The following is a 21,055-nucleotide window of genomic DNA, read 5'->3' as shown; positions in this document are numbered from 1 at the left end:
ATCTTACTTTGTCGTCAGGGACAAGTCCCAATTACAAATGGGCAGATGTTTGATGACTAGACAAGTTTAGCCTGTAACGGAGCCAGCCTGAAAACCTCCGTCGCCCTCTGGTTCAGATTTTGGCTGAGCAATTTATAACCAGTATTCCCACGTCAGTGCGGTCAGAACTCGTGTCGAGACTGCTGCGTAGAAAACAGGACACGGGCGATTTTAGTTGTGGCAGAAGAAACCCACCAGAGGATATTGATTTTCTCCCCAGAATCCCGCACCTAAAACGCCCGTAGCGCCGAGTTTCAAATGGCGGCGCGGCACTTAGCATCGAACTGGAATTTTTTCCTTCGCAGAGTAGGGAGAAAAGGAATCTACGTTAACGTCGCGCTGTTTAGATTTGTCTACAGCAACTTTCAATGCCGCTTCAAAATGATCCGTGGCATCTTCCCAAGTATAGTTGTTCACCTTGGCATAGGCGGCTTCAGACATGGCTTGCCACTTGGAATTTGGCATCTGACAGATAGACTCTATGGCTTTTGCCATTTCTTCGGGATCTTCTGGTGTTACAAGTATGCCAGTACCGCCGCTCAAAATTTCAGGAGCAGCACCTGCTGGGGTACTGATGACGGGAGTGCGGCACGCCATCGCTTCGATAATTGGCAAGCCGAAGCCTTCTGAGCGGCTCGCCAGCAGCCAAGCATCGCATTTGCTGTAATAGTCTTTGATTTTGTCTTGGTCGGGTTGAATTACATACTCGGCATTGGCCGGTAGGGGCAATTCCGAGGATGGGGCCCCTGTACCGAAGGCAACCAGACGCAGGTTGGGGATCTTTTCTGCCGCTAGGGAAAAAGCTTTGAGGGCGATGTCGGTTCCTTTCCAGTAGATTGTAGAGTACATTAGGCCAACTGTAGGAACCGATTGTTTGTTGCGAGGACAGGCGTAAAATTGCTTGGTGTCCACGGTAGGAGGAGCTAAGGAAACTTCGCGATCGCCATATTTAGTCCGAGCTAGGTCAACTAACCACTCAGAGATCGTAATTTTGTGCATGGGCAGCATCCAGGTTGCTTCTACTCTTCCTTGAGGTAGATAGTCAAAAATTTCGTGGTGCTGGATAAAATAAGCTTTTGCTCCTTTGCTAGGAGAGAGTTTGGCTACCCACTCGGCGGTTTCCCACCAGGTGGCCACTACTACGTCAGCGTCAGGTACATCTTTGTCTTCTACGGGGCGGTAGCGATCGGTAATTTTGTGTTCTACACCTAAGTTATCGAAAAATGAGGGTTCATTTTCAGGTGGGGAAATCCAACCCCCTCCTCGCAGCAGCGACTTGACTTGCTGGCGCATACTCGGCTGGGGACTGGGTACAGAGATGACGAACACGGAGTGTCCTCGCTTTCTCAAAAGTTCTGCGAAAATAGATATTACTCGTATTCCACCAGTTAGAGACAGAGTAGGAAGAACAAAGGTGATTTTCATTTTTAAGTCCCGCTGAAGACTTTTACTCGCTTTCGGCGCTGCTAGCAGCGCTGATGTTAGAGCCCAAAAGGAAAGAGGGGCGGGTGAATATTAATTACCGCTTTCCTGGTGTTTACATAGAATCGAACCGATCGACTGTTCGCAACACCCCAATATCTATCTGCCACAACTTGAATGTCGTTGCATTGATCATAAGGATTGATGTTAGCCAGAAACAGTTCCCATCGGGATAATTTGCAGATCGGCGAAAGTTCAGCCCGAAGATAGATACCTCATCAAATAGAAGCTTGTTTCGCGACAAACACCAAGCTCTGTAACAGCCTCTGTTCAAGATAACATCATTTGAGCCAACAGATAGGAATGTACGGTAAACCGAATAGCAGCAAACTTTTCATGTGAGGGATAAAGGTAGCATCTGCAACAATCTTCAGTAGATTGACATCGCCTTTGGCAAAATTTTATACTGGATTCAAGAGGGGACTTCTTACCTTGAGAATGTTGATCGATCCATGAAAATAACAGATATAAATACCATCAGTGGCTGTAATTTTTTGGTAAATGTGCTGTAGGTATTGCTTGACACAATATCCTATTTGGTCAAGATTCAGAGATGGTGGTTTTCTCAGAAACCTGCAGGGGCGCGATCGCGCGAATCATCGTCGTGGAGCCGCGAATGAGGGGATAAAGCGGATTTTTAAAGCGATCCCCCTCGCCCTCAGTTTTCGTCTGTTCATAAAAAAACCTAGTTGATGCGTCCACTGTTTGAAAAAATAGGTTTCCCAATCGTGCTACAGAACATAGAGTTTCACCAATATAAATTTAATTAGCGGCATGAGTTTTAAATTTGTTAATAAAAGGCGATCGCCTGAAAAAGTTCCCACAAGAGACTGCCAGTGGGGGGCAGAGTATATGTAGCGTTCCTGCCCAATTCCAGTCTAAGTAATTACCGTAACAAAAATTCAGCAGCAAATTATCAAATGACCCTATCAAGATCCAAGGAATACTCAAGGTGGATTGGTCAATATCGTGCAAACTTTGACTCCTAAGTAGTAGCAGCAGCTTCGTGGAATGTATCAAACGATTTCGCCTACAAAAAATTTGATGTTATGAAATCATAATTTTTCCTAAGTTGGCAATTCCCGATGACAATCGGTGTGATCTTGGGGGCCGGGCCGCCGATGCTTGTAGCGATATGTTGGCCTGTTTTTATGCAGCTAAAATTATGCGATCGCCAGCAAAACCAAACCTAGAATTAAAAGCAGATGCCTGAACGGAAAGCATCTTCCGGTGGGAAGATATGAACTTCGATTATTGCACAGCATCAATCAATAGCCGAGTTCGGATATTCCGGCTGCTGAAGAATGGATTAGTTTCACAGTCAGCGATACTGGAATTGGAATCAAGCCAGAGCAAATTGAGAGAGTATTTCAAGCTTTTACGCAAGCGGACGATTATACTCCTCGCAGGTACGGCGGTACGGGTTTGGGACGGGCAATCGCCCAGAAATTCTGTGTGATGATGGGGGGAGATATTAGTCGGGAGAACGATTTGGGAAAAGGGTCAATGTTTACTGTATAATTGCCGACGATTGTAGCTGAAAAAGCAGCTAGTTAAAAAGGATTTGCCAACCAATAATTGCCAGGGCTAAATCTGCGATCGCGTGGCTGATATAACTCGACCAAAGCGAACGGTAAGTCAGATAAGAATGCGACCAAATTATCCCGGCGGTGAAGACAGCTAAGGAACCTAAGATCACAGCCTGCCAGTCGCTGTAAGCTGCGATTACAAAAATGTGGTGGAGGGTGAAAAATAGCGAACTCAGAAATATTGCTTTTGTACCCGGTATGAGAATCTGGCACTTGTTGCAGACAAACCACCGCCAAGTAAATTCTTCAATCAGCGAGTTAACTAGCACAAAATATGCTTCGACAATCAAGTAAATAGTAGGGCTGCTAATACCTAACTGGTACGATTTTTCTTTAGCAACTACAGGATCGATCCACTGCTGACCAAAAAGGCTATAGATACCCAGAATTACCGCAAACATGAATATTCCCCAAATAGATCCAGCCAGCAATTCTTGGGGCTTGGGCAGGGATAAACTGAGCTTTTTGCGATCGACAAAAACAGACCACGCGATCGGAAAAACCAGCAACCAAACTTGACAAAAGACTGAGAGTGTTTGTCCCCAGCTTCCAGGGGCAAGATACAAGGCTGCTATGATACCGATACTAGCGGCAGGGACAAGCAATGTTAAAGCCAATAGTGCTGTTTTGCGATCGCCCATGTCCAACATTTTGCACGATTCCTTAAAAAATTGGATTGAGATCGAATGAAAAAGCTTGGTGGAGGCGGACAGATTATACCACTTTCAAGAAACAATGCAACTGTAGGGCCGCGATCCAAACCCTTATGCAGTCAGTCATTCTCACGTTTTTAATCTAAAAGGTATGAGTTGTGTGCAGTTTATAAAATTTGCGTTTATTTCTTGAAACTAAAAATTGGTAAAATGGCGATCGCACGGACGATCCTACTAACCCGGCATTACTCTAAATCTACTCAGTTGTCTGCTTTCTGAAATCCGAGCGATCGTTCTATTTCAGGTTCAGCACCATTTTGCAGCCAATCAAGGGGTTTTTCTGCTATTTGGGCTGGGTTTACCCATATAATATCTTTTAGCGGATCAACATCTACTGCTACTTTAGCAAAACATTGTCTCACTTTGTTATCAAGTGAAATTACTGTGCGATCTGTAGCGATCGCAGCTTCCACCAAGCGCAAATCTTTAACCATTACTTCCCGCTCTTTATCGCTCTCGGCTATTGCTTCAACTTGACACCACAAATCATTATCTACCTCGATATCGAAGAAACATAATTTATTCTTGGCCACCATCTGGGACCGCCATTTACGAGCAAATTTTGATTGATGTTTGTTCCACTCATCTCTAATATCTGGAGTCATCACAATTCGGTGAGAAAGATCCAAGACAGCTTGGAGAAATTTCCGACAGTAAACCGATGTGGGATAGGTTGCATCTTCTCTACCAGTAGCACGCGCAACAGAAGCATCTATTACCAGGCGTTTAGAAACTTTATCTGCCATATTAACGCTTCCACAAAACAGCTTCTGCTGCATCCAAATAGCGGCTTTCTAGATGCAAAGAAACATCGCCCAAATCTTCAGGCCACTCTCCAAAAGCTCCCGTCTCGTCTAAATCGGCACTGGTGACTTCTGTAACACCATCGTCGCGCCGTTTAAACCAGTGAAGTTTTACTAAATCCGGTAGTATTTTACCCTCGGCAACTAACGATTGAACTGCTAAAAGCAGCAATTCGCTGTGAGTTTCTAGAACTACTCGCACACCTCTATTTGCAGAATCCACTAAGATTTGTGCTAAAGCAACTTGAGCGCGAGGATGCAAGTGAATTTCCGGCTGTTCTAGATAAACTAATTGTCCTGGTTCTGCTACAAGCAAAGCAACTAAAACAGGCAAGGTTTGCGATACTCCCAAGCCAACATCAGCAATACTAACAGTATCGCTTGCACTCCCGCTGCGGGATAAACGACCTACTAGCAGTTCAATTTGTACGTCATTAATCTGTCTGGCTTCAACTTTCCAGTTAAGTCCTAATAACTCAAAAGCTTGACCCAATTTTATCAGTCGCTCGTCTTTTGTTTCTTGCCAGTAATTAACTATACTAGCAACATAATTTTCAAAAAGACCCGGAAATTCACTGCCAACTCCTGCGGTATTGTAGGTGCGTCCTGGATTGCCTCTCAACCCGGGAACGTGGACTATGCGGCGAATATGTTTGGGGAAATTCGCCGAATAGAGTGAATCAAACTGACTGTCGCCAAATTTCAAATCTAGAAAACATCGGACATTACTCACACTCAATAATGGCGGTTCTTCGTAGGAGTTATTATCTAACAATAAATTGTAAGTTTCAGCCAGATATTCGGAAATAGTTTTCAACAATTCTTGATGCTGCATTCCGGGAAATATAGTAATATTTTCACCATCGTAATAAGGAATACAGTAAGTCGCTTTAACAACTTTAATCCCGTGCTTTGGCTGCTTTCTGAATAAGCTGATAAAAAAATTATCTGTGTCTATATTCAGCCTGAGAGAAAACTCATCCCTGTATTTTTCTGGAGAAAGTTTAGACAATACCTGTTCTGCTGATGTAAATTTAACATTAGGCCCGTCAAGTTTCAAACCACCTGGGTCGTAAGGGGCTTCTAGCGTTTGCTTCATCAGCAATAGTGGCTGCATGATGCTAGACTTACCAGAACTGTTGGCACCGGCTAGAATTGTCAGCGATCGCACTTCAATCTGGCACTCTTCGTAAATAGACTTGTAGCCGCATACTGCAATTTCAGTAATTCCCTGTACAGGCTCTTCGTTCTCGGTTTCAAAGAAAGTGGATTGAGTCATAATATTATGTTGGTCTTTGCCGCTCCAAATACCATATTATAATCTAATCCCTAGTAGCTGTGTATTTTGGCTGAATGACGATCGCAATTGATTTTGGAACTAGCAACACCGTCGTCGCTCGCTGGAATCAAGTCCTCCAGCAGCCCGAAACTTTAAAATTACCGGGATTGTCGGCAATCTCGGCTCAAAATCCGCCCCTAATTCCGAGTTTACTCTACGTTGAGGACGCTGCTGCAAATAAAGTAATACTCGGTCAGCAAGTCCGCGACAAAGGTCTGGATTTGAGCGGAGATTCTCGGTTTTTTCGCAATTTCAAGCGGGGAATTGGCACTTCTGTTCAGGGTTTTGTGCCAGAATTTGACGGGCAACTAATTACTTTTGAACAAGTAGGCGAGTGGTATTTGAGCCAAATTGTAAACTCAATTCGCGAAGTGCCTTTGCCGATCGACTCTTTGATTTTTACAGTGCCGGTAGATAGTTTTGAAGCTTACCGCCATTGGTTGGGCAAAGTGTCTCAATCTCTGCAAGTAGAACAGGTGCGGATGCTGGACGAACCTACGGCGGCTGCTTTGGGTTACGGTTTAGCCGATCGCGAAAATCTGTTAGTCATTGATTTCGGCGGCGGAACTCTCGACCTTTCTTTGGTGCGTTTGGACGCTTCCTCCAACAAAAAGCCCCTCGGTTTTATTCTCAAGTGGGGCGAAAAGCTATTAGCTGAATCTTCAGCGCAAAAAACAAAAGTTGCCCGGGTTTTGGCTAAAGCCGGACAAAATTTAGGCGGTTCTGATATTGATAATTGGCTAGTTGACTATTTTGTTCAAACAAAAGGGCTGGCAAAATCTCCGATTACAACGAGATTGGCAGAACGGTTAAAGATTCAGTTATCTTTAGTAAATCAGGCAGTTGAGGTTTATTTTGATGATGAAAATTTTGAGAGTTACGAATTAGAATTAGATCGATCTCGTTTTGAATCTATCCTCGGTGAACATCAGTTTTTTGACAAACTCGACGAGTGCATGAATCAAGTATTGCAGCAAGCGCGGCGCCAAGGCTTAGAAATTGGCGACATCGACGCAGTTTTGCTAGTTGGCGGTACTGTACAAATTCCCGCTGTTCAGCGTTGGGTGCAGCAATATTTCGAGCCGACAAAAATTCGCTGCGACAAACCCTTTGAGGCGATCGCCCAAGGTGCTCTGCAACTGAGTCAAGGCATAGAAATCAAAGATTTTCTCTATCACAGTTACGGAATTCGCTACTGGAACCGCCGCGACAATTGCCACAGTTGGCACAGTTTAATTAAATCCGGCCAGTCTTATCCGATGAGCGAACCGGTAGAATTAGTCTTGGGGGCTTCTTTAGAAAGTCAGCCAAGTATAGAATTAATTATCGGCGAATTGGGAGCGGAAACTGGCGGCACGGAGATATATTTTGATGGCGACAGACTAATTACTCGCCAACTCGCGGGCCAAACATCGGTACAGCCCTTAAATGATAAAGAAGGAGCCCGCAGCATCGCGCAATTGACGCCGCCTGGGTATCCGGGGAGCGATCGCATCAAAATCTTCTTCCGCGTTGACGAACAGCGCTTTTTACGAATTACCGTGGAAGATTTGCTGACAAATGAAACTTTGTTAGAGGATAAACCCGTGGTGCAGCTAAGTTAAGCATTCCTGAACGCATAGGAGCTCAGAAACCGGGTTTTTTAGGAAAATCATTCGTTGCAGCCCGCCGATTAAGTGAAAAACCCGGTTTCTTTGATGGAGTGTGTCCAAGACTAAAATTATTAAAAGCAGATGAACTACAAACTAGAATGTTCACTCTCTCCAGAACTAGAAAAGTATCGCGACAGAATCGAAGCTACCATTAAACCTTACATCGAAATTCAAACCCAGAATAATGATGACGTTAATTGGTGGCAGAGTAAATTTGGGGGATTGCCCTATTTACCTAAAGGCTTTGAATATCCCAAAACTTGTGACGGTAAATATTTATTTTTGCTAGCGCAACTCAACTTTGATGAAATACCGCCTTTAGATGGTTTTCCCGATCGGGGTATCTTACAGTTCTATATAGCTGACGATGACCTATATGGTTTAAATTTGGACAATTCTGCTAATGCAGATAATCATACAATCGAAGACAGATTCAAAATAATGTATTTTCCTCAGCCCGACTTCAAAGTTGAAAACATTATTACCAATTATGATTTTTTGCCGGAACCAGAATATTTTCCCGTGCATGGCTGCTGCAACTTGCAATTTACTAAAAAATATGCGCCGATTAGTATCAGTGACCGCCAATTTACCCAACTTTTAGGAGAAATTGATGAGTTTTTTACCACCGAGCATAAAATTTACCTTGAGTACCAAGACATATCATCTTTTCGAGGTCATAAAATAGGTGGTTATCCTGATTTTACACAAGAGGACGTAAGAAAATATAGTAGTAACTCCGAGCAAAAACCAAAGCTAGACATTCTTATATTGCAAATGGATACCGATTGCAATGAGACAGTAGATATCATGTGGGGAGACACTGGTGTAGGTAACTTTTTTATTGATGAATCAGCACTAAGAGAATTAGATTTTAGTAAGGTTTTATATAATTGGGATTGTGCTTGAAGGCAGTAATGAAGTAAGCAAGCTACAAAAACCAGAACTGATGAACTCCGATCGAAGAAACCGGGTTTTTGACCGAATCTACGGCTGTAACGCAGTATTTCCCAAAAAAACCCGGTTTCTGACCACCGGTGCATCAGTTCTAATAATGTTCGACTATGCCCAATTCCCTAAACCTGAGATTTGTGCACCACCACGGGTGTTCCCACCGAAGCCCATTCAAATAGCCATTTAGCGTGATTGACAGCTACATTTGTGCAGCCGTGAGTAACGGGATTGCCAAACAAATTGTGCCAGTAAGCGCCGTGAATTGCCATGCCTCCGTCGTAATACATTGTATAGGGAACGTCGGGCACGTCGTAGTCATCCCCAGTCATTCTAGTAACGCGGTGCTTGGTTTGAACGGCAAAGGTTCCCGTGCGGGTGGGAGTCGATGATTTGCCGCTGGAAATAATCACCGCGTAAACAGGTGTATTTCCTTCCCAAGCTATTAACCTTTGTCTTGACAAATCTATTTCAATCCAGCGTTCGCTGGATTGCTGCAACAGCATAATTTTATTGGCAATTATGTTGTGCTGTTCGCTGGCAAATGCGGTCATTGAACCGCCGCAGAATGCAGCAAAAGTGAGGGCGCAGCCGGCACAGAAAGTTCCAGCGCGGCGGAAGTAAGTTGAGTTGATAATGCTGTTCATTTCTCACACCTCGTACTATTTTAGATTTTAGATTTTAGATTTTAGATTGGCTTGTCCTATTTTAGATTTTAGATTTGAAATGTTGGATTTGGAAACAGGGCTTAACAAGTTGTTAAGTTTTGGGAGAGAGTTTGGGCAATTTGGACGATCGCCCGCCAATCGCTATTTTCCACTAAGTGTTTAGGAAATAAGTCTCCGGCTAAACCCACGGCGATCGCCCCGGCGTCAATAAATACTTTCGCATTTTCCAGCGTCACCCCGCCAGTGGGAATTAAAGGAATGTTTCCCAGGGGGCCTTGCAGGCTTTTCAGGTAAGCCGCGCCTCCCAAAGCCGATATCGGAAACACTTTAACGCAGGTAGCGCCTGCTTGCCACGCGGTCACAATTTCCGTGGGAGAAAAAGCACCGGGGACGATCGGCACTCCGGCGTCAACGGCTGTTTTAATCATAGCTAAATCGGTGTGCGGAGTAAACAGAAATTGAGCGCCGCAGTCTATTGCTTGTTGCAACTCTTCTAAGTTTAATAAAGTACCGGTTCCAATACTAAAAGTAGGGAATTCGGAGCGGAGTTCGGCAATTAATTCAGCAGATTTGTGGGTATTCCAAGTAATTTCAATAAACTGGATTCCTCCTGCTGCTACCGATGATGCCATCTGCCGAGCGAGTTCTTTTTCGGAGGAACGGATGACTGCGATCGCCCGGTGTTTTTTTAGTAGTGTCAACCAAGATTGATGATTCATACAATTTTAGATTTTAGATTTTAGATTTTAGATTTGGGAAGGCTCCCAAATTGTAAACTCATATGATTGTGACTCGCATCTAATTTTAATACAGGTTGCTAACTTCGATATATGGCAATTTACAATATGTGCGGCGTTCAATTTTTAACGGACAATCTAGGCAACAAAACCGCTGCAATTGTTGACCTCAAAAATCACAGAGATTTTTGAGCTGACGTGCTGGCTGAATGCGGCGAACCGACAGATTTTCAGTTTTTATATCAATTCCTGTTGTATCGGAATGATGAAACCACAGAGGACACAGAGGATACAGAGAAAGGGAAGAGAGAGATGAATAATACGGATTTGATATTAGTTGAGTCTCAAGGCTAAAAAGTCGTGGTGCTGCTTGACTTCCAGTACCCAGACGATATCTGGGAGGATGTTGAGGACTGTGTGATTATTGAATCTAGAAAAGATGAACCAAGATTTCTCTGGGAAGAATTTAAGCGCTAGCTGCTGGAAAAAGGTATGCTGAATGTCTGATATCATGTCCGATCGATTGACCGTAATATCCCGGCCGGGCGGGTTTTTGAGATTGTCAATTATTGGCCGATATTATTGGTGAACCCGCCCCTACCTGATTTCGGGCGAAGCGACCGGACATAATATCATTCTTTAGATTTAATCTAAAATCCAAAATTTAAAATCTAAAATCGATCGATCGATCGCACTCATAAAAAAATCGGGGCGATTCCAGACAATCCCAGAATCACCCCCATTATCGATTTCAAACTTTAGATTTAATCTAAAATCCAAAATCCCAAATCCAAAATTGATTAGGCGATCGTCGCCATTTTCACATCGCTATTAGCTAACAAATTTTGCAATTCATCAGCATCCACAGTTTCCTTTTCAACTAGCATATCTGCCAAAGCATTAAGGACGTGGCGGTTGCCAACGAGTACATCTTTAGCGCGACGGTAAGCTTGTTCTACCAACAAACGCACTTCATCGTCGATCGTGGCTGCGGTTTCTTCAGAGAAATCGCGTTCAGCCATGATATCGCGACCCATGAACATATTGCCTTGTTGGCGACCGAGAGCTACAGGGCCTAGCCGATCGCTCATTCCGAAGCGAGTCACCATTTGCCGCGCTACTCTTGCCACTTGCTGCAAGTCGTTCGACGCCCCAGTCGTTACTTCTTCCTCGCCGAAGACAATCTCTTCAGCAATGCGGCCGCCCAAAGCTACCGCCATTTGATTTTGCAAGTAAGACCGAGAATACAAGCCAGAATCCATCCGATCTTCGCTGGGTGTGAACCAAGTCAAACCGCCAGCGCGGCCGCGGGGGATAATGCTAATTTTCTGCACGGGGTCATAGTCGGGCATCAGCGCGCCGACTAAAGCGTGACCGGCTTCGTGGTAAGCTACCAAAGTTTTGCGCTTTTCGCTCATCACGCGGTCTTTCTTTTCTGGGCCTGCGAGCACGCGGTCGATCGCATCGTTGACTTCATCCATCGAGACTTCGGTCAAGTTGCGACGGGCGGCTAAAATTGCTGCTTCGTTGAGTAGGTTGGACAAATCCGCACCTGTGAAACCGGGTGTCCGGCGGGCGATTTTTTCCAAGTCCACGTCTTTGGACAAAGTTTTGCCGCGGGCGTGAACGTTGAGAATTTCTAGGCGACCTCCGAAGTCGGGGCGATCGACCACAACTTGGCGATCGAAGCGACCCGGACGCAGCAGCGCCGCATCGAGCACGTCGGGGCGGTTCGTAGCAGCAATCAAAATGATGCCAGTATTACCCTCAAAGCCGTCCATTTCTGTCAGCAACTGGTTCAGGGTTTGTTCCCGTTCGTCGTTACCACCGCCCAAACCAGCTCCCCGCTGGCGGCCTACGGCGTCAATTTCATCGATGAATACGATACAAGGAGCGTTCGATTTAGCTTGTTCAAACAAGTCGCGGACGCGGGAAGCACCGACACCCACGAACATTTCCACAAATTCTGAACCGGAAATCGAGAAGAAGGGAACGCCTGCTTCTCCAGCCACTGCTTTTGCGAGCAGGGTTTTGCCTGTTCCGGGAGGGCCCACTAGCAGCACGCCTTTAGGAATTTTTGCTCCGACTGCGGTGAAGCGGTCTGCATTTTTCAGGAAGTCCACGACTTCTGCGAGCTCTAGCTTGGCTTGTTCGATGCCGGCCACGTCGCCGAAAGTCACCTGAGTTTGCGGCTCCATTTGGACTCTAGCTTTGGATTTGCCGAAGTTCATGGCTTGGTTGCCGGGCCCGTTTTGGGCGCGCCGCACCAGGAAAAACAGTCCGACCAAAAGCAGAATTGGGAAGAACAGGCTGCTGAGGGCTTTTACCCAGAAGCCTTCGTCGCTTTGGGGCAGAACTGAAATATCTACGTTATTTTTGGTCAGGATGTTGATCAGTTCGGGGTCGTTGGGCAGGTTAACGAGTACCTTGTTGCCGTCCTGGGCTGTGACCAGGGCTTTGCTGCGATCGGAACTGATATTTATTTTGTCTACTCTCTTGCCTTCGACTTCCTGAATGAATTGACTGTACTTCCAAACTTCCCTACTTGGGGGCTGTTTGTCAAAAAATGCCGTTGCTAAGGCAATGACTACAATAGCCAGCAGTGCGTACAGGCCAGCGTTTCTCCAGCGTTTATTCACCGAGGTCGATCCTCCTAATTTTTAGTCCCTGTGATTTGGGATTTTTTATTTATGTTCATCAATCTTAACGTAATTGTAACTTGTTTTTGTGTGGTGAGGAATCCCGGCCATGCTGCGGCGGTCTCAGGTGAGGTCGTGGGAACGGAACAGCCCTGGGCGCTGTCTGGAGATGCGGCTGCTGTCCTCACGAGTTACCTATAGCATGAATTAAACTTTGTCAAGCCTTTAGTAGAAGTAATTTTTAGGGAGCTGACTCCTGATAAGATATCTGAGTCGGGGCTGCATTGGTGTAGGATGTTCCTGTTGATTCACAAGTTGTATGTATACATAACGGTAAACCCTTGAGGAACCGTCCGAAGAGTTCAATCGTCAGCATAAAAACAGTCTAGCCGATCGCACTGCAATCACTTAGGACTATTATAAACTTAGTTAAGTCTCATAAATATTCGGCATTCCAACACAGGCAGTTACTTGAATAAATTTGTAAGTTTAAATAATTAAAATGAAATGCAATATTTGTGATTTTCCAACCAACACCTTTGCTGCAGCTAGGGTACTAAAAAAATATAACGTCGAGTATTTTCAATGCTCAAATTGCGGCTTTGTTCAAACGGAAGAACCCTACTGGCTTGAGGAGGCTTATTCAGAAGCCATAGCTAGCAGCGACGTGGGAATGTTATCGAGAAGCACGATGTTCTCAAACGCCGCCAATAATATTATTTTTAATTTATTTAATCACCAGGCTAAGTTTTTAGATTATGGAGGTGGCTACGGTGTATTTGTTCGGATGATGAGAGATTTTGGATTTGATTTTTATTGGTACGATAAATATTGTAAAAATATATTATCTCAAGGATTTGAGGCAGACGAAAACAGCAGCTACAGCTACGAATTAGTGACAGCTTTTGAAGTATTTGAGCATTTTGTTAAGCCGCTGGAGGAGATCCAAAAAATCTTCAAATTTTCCCGCAATATTTTATTCAGTACCAAACTGCTGCCAGCCAACAATCCCAAGCCCAGCGAATGGTGGTACTATGCGCTAGATGAAGGTCAGCACATTTCTATTTATACCAGCAAGGCACTCTCGATAATTGCCGAAAAATTTAATTTAAACTTTTACTCTAACGGCGATTCTTTGCATATTTTTTCAGACAAGGAAATTCAGCCTCAACTTTTTCATAGCTTATCATCTTACAAAGAGCCGGAATTGAAAAAACCCTCATTACTCCAACAGGATTACGAGGAAGCCCTGAGAAAAATCGCAGACAGAGAGAACCGCAAATCAATGATAACTCCTGCAGCCATGCCTCCTACTAAAACAAGTAGAAAAATTGTTATAGACGGCGTATTTTTTCAGCTCAACAGCACTGGCATTGGTCGAGTCTGGAAATCGCTGCTAGAAAACTGGGCAGAAAATGGTTTTGCCAAACAAATTATAGTTCTTGACAGAGCGGGAACCGCCCCCAAAATTCCCGGCATTCAGTACCGGAATGTAGCTCGCTACGACTACAGCAAAACCGATGCTGACCGCCAAATGCTCCAACAAATCTGCGATGAAGAAAAAGCCGATTTATTTATTTCTACTTATTATACAACGCCTTTGTCAACGCGATCGGTCTTCATGGCTTATGACATGATCCCAGAGTTGATGGGGCAAAATATTGGTCATTCCGAGTGGAGAGAAAAGCATTGCGGTATCCGCCACGCCTCGGCCTACATCACCATTTCCGAAAATACAGCCCGCGATTTAGTAAAGGTTTTTCCGCAGATTTCTTCAAATTCGGTCGCTGTAGCGCACTGTGGCATTGATGCCAATTTTTCGCCATCCGATAGAGAAGAAATTTCAGGCTTTAAGTCAAAATACAGCATTACCAAGCCCTATTTTCTTTTGGTAGGCGAAAGGGTAGGCTGGCATGGTTACAAGAACGGAATATTATTCTTCAAAGCCTTTTCTCAACTTGCCAACAAGTTTGACTTTGATATAGTCTGTGCAGGTGGCAAACCTGCATTAGAACCAGAGTTGAAATTGTACTGTTCTGGGAATACTGTCCACACGCTGCAACTAAGCGACAGCGAACTGAGAGCTGCTTATTCTGGTGCTTCAGTGTTAGTTTATCCGTCGAAATATGAAGGCTTTGGGTTGCCAGTCCTTGAGGCAATGGCTTGCGGTTGTCCAGTCATCACCTGTCCAAACGGTTCGATTCCTGAAGTAGCAGGAAAAGCAGCGGTTTATGTAAATGGAGATGATGTTATTGGGCTTGTCAATGCTTTGCGGGAAATACAGAATCCCGGTGTCCGCAACTCATTAATTGCGGCGGGTTTAGAGCAAGCTAAGAAGTTTTCCTGGTCGAAAATGGCTGCAATTGTTAGTTCAGCTTTGGTTCAAGTAGCCGATCGCGCACATTCGGAGAATGCTTCCGTTCAACAGCAAACTGATGCAGCTTTGCAGAGGGAATTCGGGAATGGTGAGAACTCCCAGCCTGTCCCGTCCGCTTTTAAAGTATCTGCGATCGTTTCTACTTACAATTCCGAAAAATTTATCCGCGGCTGCTTGCAGGACTTGGTAGAGCAAACGCTGTACAAACAAGGCCAACTCGAAATCATAGTAATTGACAGCGGTTCCCAAGAAAACGAACAGTCTGTTGTGCGGGAATTTCAAGCGAAATATCCGAATATTGTGTACGATCGCACTTCTGACCGCGAAACATTATATGCAGCCTGGAATCGAGGCATTAAGATGTCGCGCGGAGCTTACATAACTAATGCTAACACCGATGACAGACACCGCCCCGATGCCCTAGAATTCATGGCGAAATACTTGGATGAAAATTCCCCAGTAAGTCTGGTTTATGCTGACCAATTAATCACCAACACAGCGAACGATACTTTTGCAAAAACCCAAGCAGAAAAGCGTTGGAATTGGCCAGCCTTTGACTACAGCGAACTCGAACGGCGCTGCATTATTGGTTCCCAACCGATGTGGAGAAAATCGCTGCACGAAAAATACGGCTATTTCCGAACCGAATTTACGGCTGCTGGCGATTATGAATTTTGGCTGCGGATTGGCAAAAGCGAAAATATTGTGCACTTGCCCGAAATTCTCGGTTTGTACTATAAAAATCAACAAGGTTTGGAACATGGATCGCAATTATCCCAGCAAGAAGCTTACCAAATATGGGATGAATACGGCATCCGCCAACGAGGGATCCTACATATTTCTTCGGTTCCTGTCTCGGTTTTTGCCTCGGAACTGAATGCGTTACCTTATCGCACACCCCCACAGCCACTTATCAGCGTAATTATCCCGTGCTACAATCACGCGAAATATGTCAGAGAAGCTGTTGAAAGTGTTGTCAGTCAGACTTATCAAAACTGGGAGTGCATAATTGTCAATGACGGCAGCACGGATGATACCAGCAACTTCGCAAATTATTTAATTCAACTGTATCCTCAAACATCGATTCGCCTCATAGATAAACCCAACACGGGGCCCGCTGATTCGAGAAATGTTGGCGTTCAGCAGTCGTCAGGAAAGTTTATTTTATTCCTAGATGCTGACGATCGAATTCATCCGAATTTTCTAGAGGAGTGCTTGGAAATTTTATTAGCAAAACCGCAGGTGGGTTTTGTCTATACAGATATGCAGCACTTCGGAGCCAACTGTGATTTAGTTATCCACGGTGATTTCGATCCCAATAGGTTTTTGAGAGACAATCAAGCTCCCGTTAGTTCTTTATTTAGAAAGGGAATTTTCGAGGAAGTAGGCGGGTTAAAAAAAGTGATGAAGCTGGGATGTGAAGACTGGGAATTTTGGGTGTCGGCCTATGAAAAAGGCTGGTTAGGGTATCGATTACCTAAGCCTTATCTCTATTATAGGCAGCACGGTGACGGCTCTAGCCGAACCCAAAAAATGGCTAGCGTTCGCGCAAAATTATACTTAATGAGAGCCCTCATTATTCACCTGCACTCTCAACTTTACCAACCCGAAGAAGTCCGTTGGTCAGAGGAAATTTTGCAGCAACATAGCTACTTAATAGCTGATGAATTAGTTCCCGAAAACAAAATAGCGCAACTTTTAAATTCGCTATCTCAATACTTGGGAGAGTATCAAAAAGACCAGTCTAACCCAGTAAGCCTCGCTAACATCAGCCAATGTCGTACGCAACTTACCAATTATTGGCTGAATCTGCCCCCCGCTCAACTGGTAAATGCCTATGCTGGCGATGCAGGTAAGGCACATCAGATACTCCTGAAGAGCGACATTAAAGATGAACCGCTAACCCACGCAGAACAGAGTTTTGTTAATGAAGTAGCTGCAAATATTGCCAAAGGATTTAATGAGCCAAAAGCCATCAATTACCTGCTAGCAGCGATGCTTTACCGACGTGCAGATCAATTGCAGATTAAGTACGAGCGCGCTCAAATTCCCAACTGGTTTGCCAATGACTATCTCAAATTTATGTTTGGCAGTCCCAACCTGTTTCAAACAGTTGGAGAAGCAGACAACTACTATGAATTTATGCAAAGATGGGTGAATTACATTCATAGCAATATATTCACCAATCCCGATTCGCAACTTTGGCAAAATATTGCCTTATTTTTCTCGCAAGTTGCGAACTTTATCCCGGTGTATTTTGCCACGGCAAACCTGCGCGATATTTACACCAAACGGGCGGAAATTATTGAGTTTTCGCTAAAAAATCGCGGCAGTTCAATTGATTGTATCTTCCCGGCGCGATCGCCAAATCGGACAAAAATCCGCCTCGGCATCATCAACGACCATTTCACGCCCCAAACCGAAACCTTCGCTACCATCCCGGTTTTCGAGCATTTAAACCGCAACCAGTTCGAGATATACCTGTACGCGCTCAACACCAGCGGCCACCAATTAGAACAATACTGTCAAAGTCGCGCCGACAAACTGGTTGCACTCCCGAAAGACTTTGCATCGCAAGTCAAAACAATCCGCGCCGACGACTTAGATATCCTGTTTTTCGGTACGAATTTAACAGCTATTAACAAACCGCTGACTTCACTAGCAATCCACCGTTTAGCGCGGGTACAAACTACATCTTTCTGTTCCCCGACAACCACGGGAATCCGGCACATGGATTACTACATCGCAGGTCAATTTACCGCGCCAGATGCTAGTTATCAAGAACAATATCGCGAACAGTTGGCTGTTCTCGAAGGCAGCGGTTTTTGTTTCAAATACGCAACAGAATCCGAAGTTGCTACAGTTAAACCTACGCGCCAAAGTCTGGGAATTTCAGACAATACAACCGTTTTTATCTCCGGCGCCAACTTCTACAAAATTCTGCCGGAGTTGAGAGAGAGTTGGGTAAAAATTCTAGCTGCTGTACCCGATTCAATCTTGATTTTATATCCCTTCGGGCCGGCTTGGACTCGCACCTATCCGGCAACACCTTTTGTCAACAATCTGAACGCTGTCTGCGCTAAATACGGCGTCAATAACAACCGCTTGCGGTTCGTAAAACAACTGCCTAGTCGCGCGGATGTGAAAGAATTTTTGCAGCTAGCAGATGTTTATCTCGATTCCTATCCTTATGCTGGGGCAACATCGTTAATTGATCCTTTGCAAGTAGGATTGCCGGCGGTGGTTGTGGAAGGAAATGCTTTGCGGTTCCGCCAAGGTTCGGCGATGCTGCGGGAACTGCAAATGCCTGATTTAATTGCCAATAGCGAAGCATCTTACATTCAGCTAGCCGTTACCCTCGGCACTAACCCGCAATTGCGGCAGCAAAAACGGCAGGAAATTCAGCAAAAAATGCAAGCTAATCCGGCTTGTTTTGACAGTGTTGCATACTCTGGGGCGATCGGCAAATTATTCCAAGAACTCTTTGGCAACTGGCAAAGCAGCCACCTGGAAGCATCGCGCAACTTACAGGATAGCATTCCCAAGCAGCCAGCTTTGGACGAGATTCTCTCGAACACCCTCAACCTTTATCAGAGAAACTCATCAAACATCTCAGCAATATCCGAATTGCGTCAAATCCGCAAACAAATCGCTGATTTTTGGCTGAACCTTCCCACCGAAAACCTCGAAGCAGCCTACAAAAGCGCTTCAGGTAAGAGCTATCAAATCCTGCTAAAGAGCGATTTTCAACGTCAAGCGATGATCGAAAGCGAGCAAATATTTTTGCAGCAATTAACCCAGATTAGCAAAGGATTAGTGCATCCCAAAGCTGTCAATGCCTTGCTTGCCGCGATGCTGTATTTCCCGCCGGGAACCATGCGAATTCCCGACGCTCGCAACCGTTTGCCGCACTGGTTAATTGGGGATTACGAACAAGTTTTTGAGATGGAAGCCACCGTCAAGTCTGAGTCCACTTCTGACTTGCTCGCTCAATATATTCAATCCCCGCAATTTGCGAATCAACTGTTAGGATGCGTCAATCTTTACCGCATCGATCCGTCTGACGAATCGGTTGTTTTGGAACTCCGCCAAATCAGAAAACAAATGGCAGATTTTTGGCTGACTGTTCCTTCAGAGAAACTCGAAACTTTTTACCGAGGAGAAGTTCGCAAGGGATATCAAGCAATACTCGGATGTGGCTTGCAAGCAGAATCAATGAGTGAAGCCGAACAAAAATTTTTGCAGAGATTGACTGAAATTAGTAAAGGGTTGGTGCAGCCTCAAGCTATCAATGCTCTGCTGGGGGCGATGCTGTATTTTGTTCCGGGTAAAATGCGGGTTCCCGATGCTCGCACCCGCTTGCCGCAGTGGTTGCTTGAAGATTACGAAAAGGTGTTTGAGAGCGCATTTGCGACAACCGAACAAACAGTTGTCAAACAAGATTATATGCCGCAGTTTCTCAATCAATTAACTGCTGCCGTCAATCTTTATGAAATCGACCCGACGGCTGAATTGGTAATAGCAGATTTGCGGCAGATTCGCAAGCAAATTGCCGATTTGTGGCTGAGCGTTTCCGGCGAACAAGTAGAAGTTTTGTACCGGAGCGATTTTGGCAAGGGTTACAAAGCAATGTTGGGCAGCGGGTTTATTAACGAGCCATTGAATGAGAGCGATCGCGAGTTTTTTAAATCGTTGGTTGTTGAGTTGAGTAAAGGGTTTGGAGCGCCTAAAGCTGTGAATAATTTGTTGGCGGCGATGCTGTATTGTCGCCCTGGACAGTTGCGGGTTCAGGATGCGAATACTTGTTTGCCTCCGTGGTTGTTGGCGGATTACGAGCAGTTGGTTGGGGGTGCGGTGAAGGTGGCTGTGGGGTAAACGAAGGCGGAGTAGGCGATATCTGTAGGGAAACGGCACTGCCCATTAGTGTCAACTTAAGCTTTTAGTCCGCCAGTTCTCCCGCTCACCCGGCAGTCCGCCAGGGAATGAATTCCCTGTCTAATAGCGAAAGTCCTCTGAAAGAGGACTGAGAAGAAGAATTCTTAACTCATTAGTCCTCTTTGAGAGGACTTTCGCTTTGAGGCAGGGGTTTCAACCCTTGCCGGACTATGGGTTTTACCTTAAGTTGACACCCCTTGGGCACGGCGCCGTGTCCGTAAGAGGAGACGGCAGTGCCGTTTCCCTACTGGAATACGCTTGATTGTTAAGGGCAAAAGAAATGCTTCAATTATATAGAAACGGTGAAAATGGAGAAATAATTCGGGGTAAAGGGTTGTCGGCCTTTATACACAACGGCGACTACTACCAAACCATCATCCGAGTTTTTGAAGACGGTATGATCGATTGTTGGGAATGGGTTAACTTTGAGGAATTCAAAACCAAAGTTGCCGAGGGATGGGTTGTTACCCAAGTTCCCAAGGGTGCGAGGATAAGCTGTCACCATCTCTACTACGGAAATTCGACTTTAGAGTTTTATTATATAGAGATTGATGAGTTTGTAAAAGAAGTAGAAGATACCATCGCTCAGCTTCAGGGAAAGCAAACAGTTGCAGATACTTGTGTTCAAGCCTTTGCTAAATTCCTAACATTCCCAACAAAAGAAAATAAAAGTAGCTTGCGAGAAGCTTACAATGCTATTCCAAAACATCTGAGAATTTATGTTCTTGGCGATATGGATTGTAAAGATTCCGCTATCATAACCTGTGTCAAAGATACAGAAGTTTCCCAGGAAATACTAAAAAGCGTCTATAGGCGCTATGAATATATCTGGAAAAGGTTAAATTAAGCCAATATCTGAATCCTCAGTATTGTCCCAAACTGTATCTAGTGATGTTTGACTGGCTTGAAGCCAAAACTCAGCTTCTTCATCAGGTAAAACTGTTACTAATACTTTTGCCCCTTCGGGTAACTCTGATAACTCCAGCAGTTCTATTTTCCCTTGTCGAACAGTAGCCCAAAGTGTTTTCAGCATATCCACCTCATAAACTGTGCTTTATCCAATCTGCAGATTTCTGGTACATTGTCGCACTGAGCGACTAATTACAACCTCACATACATAGATCGAGGAAG

14 protein-coding genes are annotated in these 21,055 nt (G+C 44.8%); 5 read left to right on the top strand and 9 right to left on the bottom strand.

Annotated elements, in window-relative coordinates:
* Nucleotides 1-312: 312 nt before the first annotated feature.
* On the bottom strand, nt 313-1,464 hold the full coding sequence (locus QT984_RS15320; protein WP_333055421.1) for a glycosyltransferase family 4 protein: 1,152 nt from the start codon (nt 1,462-1,464) through the stop codon (nt 313-315).
* A 1,344-nt stretch (nt 1,465-2,808) separates the two neighbouring features.
* On the opposite strand from QT984_RS15320, the gene QT984_RS15315 reads away from it, so the two are divergent.
* Complete coding sequence (locus QT984_RS15315) at nt 2,809-3,042, top strand: ATP-binding protein (protein ID WP_333055488.1); 234 nt, start codon at nt 2,809-2,811, stop codon at nt 3,040-3,042.
* A gap of 28 nt (nt 3,043-3,070) precedes the next feature.
* Here the strand turns inward: QT984_RS15315 and QT984_RS15310 are convergent, their stop codons facing one another.
* The 3 genes from QT984_RS15310 to QT984_RS15300 form a co-directional block, all read right to left on the bottom strand.
* A complete protein-coding gene (locus QT984_RS15310) occupies nt 3,071-3,760 on the bottom strand; it encodes a CPBP family intramembrane glutamic endopeptidase (RefSeq protein WP_333055420.1) in 690 nt (229 codons plus the stop codon).
* Between the two features lie 263 nt (nt 3,761-4,023).
* Nucleotides 4,024-4,569: a hypothetical protein gene (locus QT984_RS15305; protein WP_333055419.1), complete on the bottom strand. Its 546-nt coding sequence runs from the start codon at nt 4,567-4,569 to the stop codon at nt 4,024-4,026.
* A gap of 1 nt (nt 4,570) precedes the next feature.
* A complete protein-coding gene (locus QT984_RS15300) occupies nt 4,571-5,905 on the bottom strand; it encodes an AAA family ATPase (protein ID WP_333055418.1) in 1,335 nt (444 codons plus the stop codon).
* A gap of 74 nt (nt 5,906-5,979) precedes the next feature.
* On the opposite strand from QT984_RS15300, the gene QT984_RS15295 reads away from it, so the two are divergent.
* Together QT984_RS15295 and QT984_RS15290 are read left to right on the top strand one after the other, a co-directional pair.
* Nucleotides 5,980-7,569 carry an Hsp70 family protein gene (locus QT984_RS15295; RefSeq protein ID WP_333055417.1) on the top strand — a complete coding sequence of 530 codons (1,590 nt, stop codon included), beginning with the start codon at nt 5,980-5,982 and terminating at the stop codon, nt 7,567-7,569.
* 129 nt (nt 7,570-7,698) lie between these two features.
* Complete coding sequence (locus QT984_RS15290) at nt 7,699-8,526, top strand: DUF1963 domain-containing protein (RefSeq protein WP_333055416.1); 828 nt, start codon at nt 7,699-7,701, stop codon at nt 8,524-8,526.
* Nucleotides 8,527-8,693: 167 nt separating this feature from the next.
* On the opposite strand, the gene QT984_RS15285 is transcribed toward QT984_RS15290, so the two are convergent.
* The 4 genes from QT984_RS15285 to ftsH3 form a co-directional block, all read right to left on the bottom strand.
* A complete protein-coding gene (locus QT984_RS15285; RefSeq protein ID WP_333055415.1) occupies nt 8,694-9,215 on the bottom strand; it encodes a L,D-transpeptidase in 522 nt (173 codons plus the stop codon).
* Nucleotides 9,216-9,316: 101 nt separating this feature from the next.
* A complete protein-coding gene (locus QT984_RS15280; protein ID WP_333232878.1) occupies nt 9,317-9,955 on the bottom strand; it encodes a bifunctional 4-hydroxy-2-oxoglutarate aldolase/2-dehydro-3-deoxy-phosphogluconate aldolase in 639 nt (212 codons plus the stop codon).
* Between the two features lie 351 nt (nt 9,956-10,306).
* Nucleotides 10,307-10,486, bottom strand: a complete 180-nt coding sequence (locus QT984_RS15275) for a hypothetical protein (protein WP_333055413.1) — start codon at nt 10,484-10,486, stop codon at nt 10,307-10,309.
* 287 nt (nt 10,487-10,773) lie between these two features.
* Nucleotides 10,774-12,612, bottom strand: coding sequence for an ATP-dependent zinc metalloprotease FtsH3 (ftsH3, locus tag QT984_RS15270; RefSeq protein WP_006633639.1), 1,839 nt, complete (start codon nt 12,610-12,612; stop codon nt 10,774-10,776).
* A 502-nt stretch (nt 12,613-13,114) separates the two neighbouring features.
* Between ftsH3 and QT984_RS15265 the strand changes: the two genes are divergently transcribed.
* Both QT984_RS15265 and QT984_RS15260 read left to right on the top strand, forming a co-directional pair.
* Nucleotides 13,115-19,864, top strand: a complete 6,750-nt coding sequence (locus QT984_RS15265; protein ID WP_333374343.1) for a glycosyltransferase — start codon at nt 13,115-13,117, stop codon at nt 19,862-19,864.
* A 340-nt stretch (nt 19,865-20,204) separates the two neighbouring features.
* Nucleotides 20,205-20,771 (top strand): DUF7638 domain-containing protein, encoded by a 567-nt coding sequence (locus QT984_RS15260; RefSeq protein ID WP_333055411.1) that lies wholly within the window; start codon nt 20,205-20,207, stop codon nt 20,769-20,771.
* Here the strand turns inward: QT984_RS15260 and QT984_RS15255 are convergent.
* Nucleotides 20,763-20,957, bottom strand: coding sequence for a hypothetical protein (locus QT984_RS15255; protein ID WP_333055410.1), 195 nt, complete (start codon nt 20,955-20,957; stop codon nt 20,763-20,765). The two genes, QT984_RS15260 and QT984_RS15255, sit on opposite strands and share 9 nt — an antisense overlap.
* Nucleotides 20,958-21,055 lie beyond the last annotated feature (98 nt).

Origin of the sequence: Microcoleus sp. Z1_B2, assembly GCF_036700325.1 — a bacterium.
Classification (GTDB): domain Bacteria; phylum Cyanobacteriota; class Cyanobacteriia; order Cyanobacteriales; family Microcoleaceae; genus Microcoleus.
Note: the sequence above shows the minus strand (reverse complement) of the source record. Positions and strands in the feature narration are given on the sequence as shown.

What these genes read in the sequence shown, in the direction of transcription:
- QT984_RS15280 (WP_333232878.1), bottom strand. Translation starts at nt 9,955, where the DNA reads ATGAATCATCAATCTTGGTTGACACTACTAAAAAAACACCGGGCGATC.
- QT984_RS15285 (WP_333055415.1), bottom strand. Translation starts at nt 9,215, where the DNA reads ATGAACAGCATTATCAACTCAACTTACTTCCGCCGCGCTGGAACTTTC.
- QT984_RS15305 (WP_333055419.1), bottom strand. Translation starts at nt 4,569, where the DNA reads ATGGCAGATAAAGTTTCTAAACGCCTGGTAATAGATGCTTCTGTTGCG.
- QT984_RS15255 (WP_333055410.1), bottom strand. Translation starts at nt 20,957, where the DNA reads ATGCTGAAAACACTTTGGGCTACTGTTCGACAAGGGAAAATAGAACTG.
- QT984_RS15310 (WP_333055420.1), bottom strand. Translation starts at nt 3,760, where the DNA reads ATGTTGGACATGGGCGATCGCAAAACAGCACTATTGGCTTTAACATTG.
- QT984_RS15320 (WP_333055421.1), bottom strand. Translation starts at nt 1,464, where the DNA reads ATGAAAATCACCTTTGTTCTTCCTACTCTGTCTCTAACTGGTGGAATA.
- QT984_RS15265 (WP_333374343.1), top strand. Translation starts at nt 13,115, where the DNA reads ATGAAATGCAATATTTGTGATTTTCCAACCAACACCTTTGCTGCAGCT.
- QT984_RS15260 (WP_333055411.1), top strand. Translation starts at nt 20,205, where the DNA reads ATGCTTCAATTATATAGAAACGGTGAAAATGGAGAAATAATTCGGGGT.
- QT984_RS15295 (WP_333055417.1), top strand. Translation starts at nt 5,980, where the DNA reads ATGACGATCGCAATTGATTTTGGAACTAGCAACACCGTCGTCGCTCGC.
- QT984_RS15275 (WP_333055413.1), bottom strand. Translation starts at nt 10,486, where the DNA reads ATGATATCAGACATTCAGCATACCTTTTTCCAGCAGCTAGCGCTTAAA.
- QT984_RS15300 (WP_333055418.1), bottom strand. Translation starts at nt 5,905, where the DNA reads ATGACTCAATCCACTTTCTTTGAAACCGAGAACGAAGAGCCTGTACAG.
- QT984_RS15290 (WP_333055416.1), top strand. Translation starts at nt 7,699, where the DNA reads ATGAACTACAAACTAGAATGTTCACTCTCTCCAGAACTAGAAAAGTAT.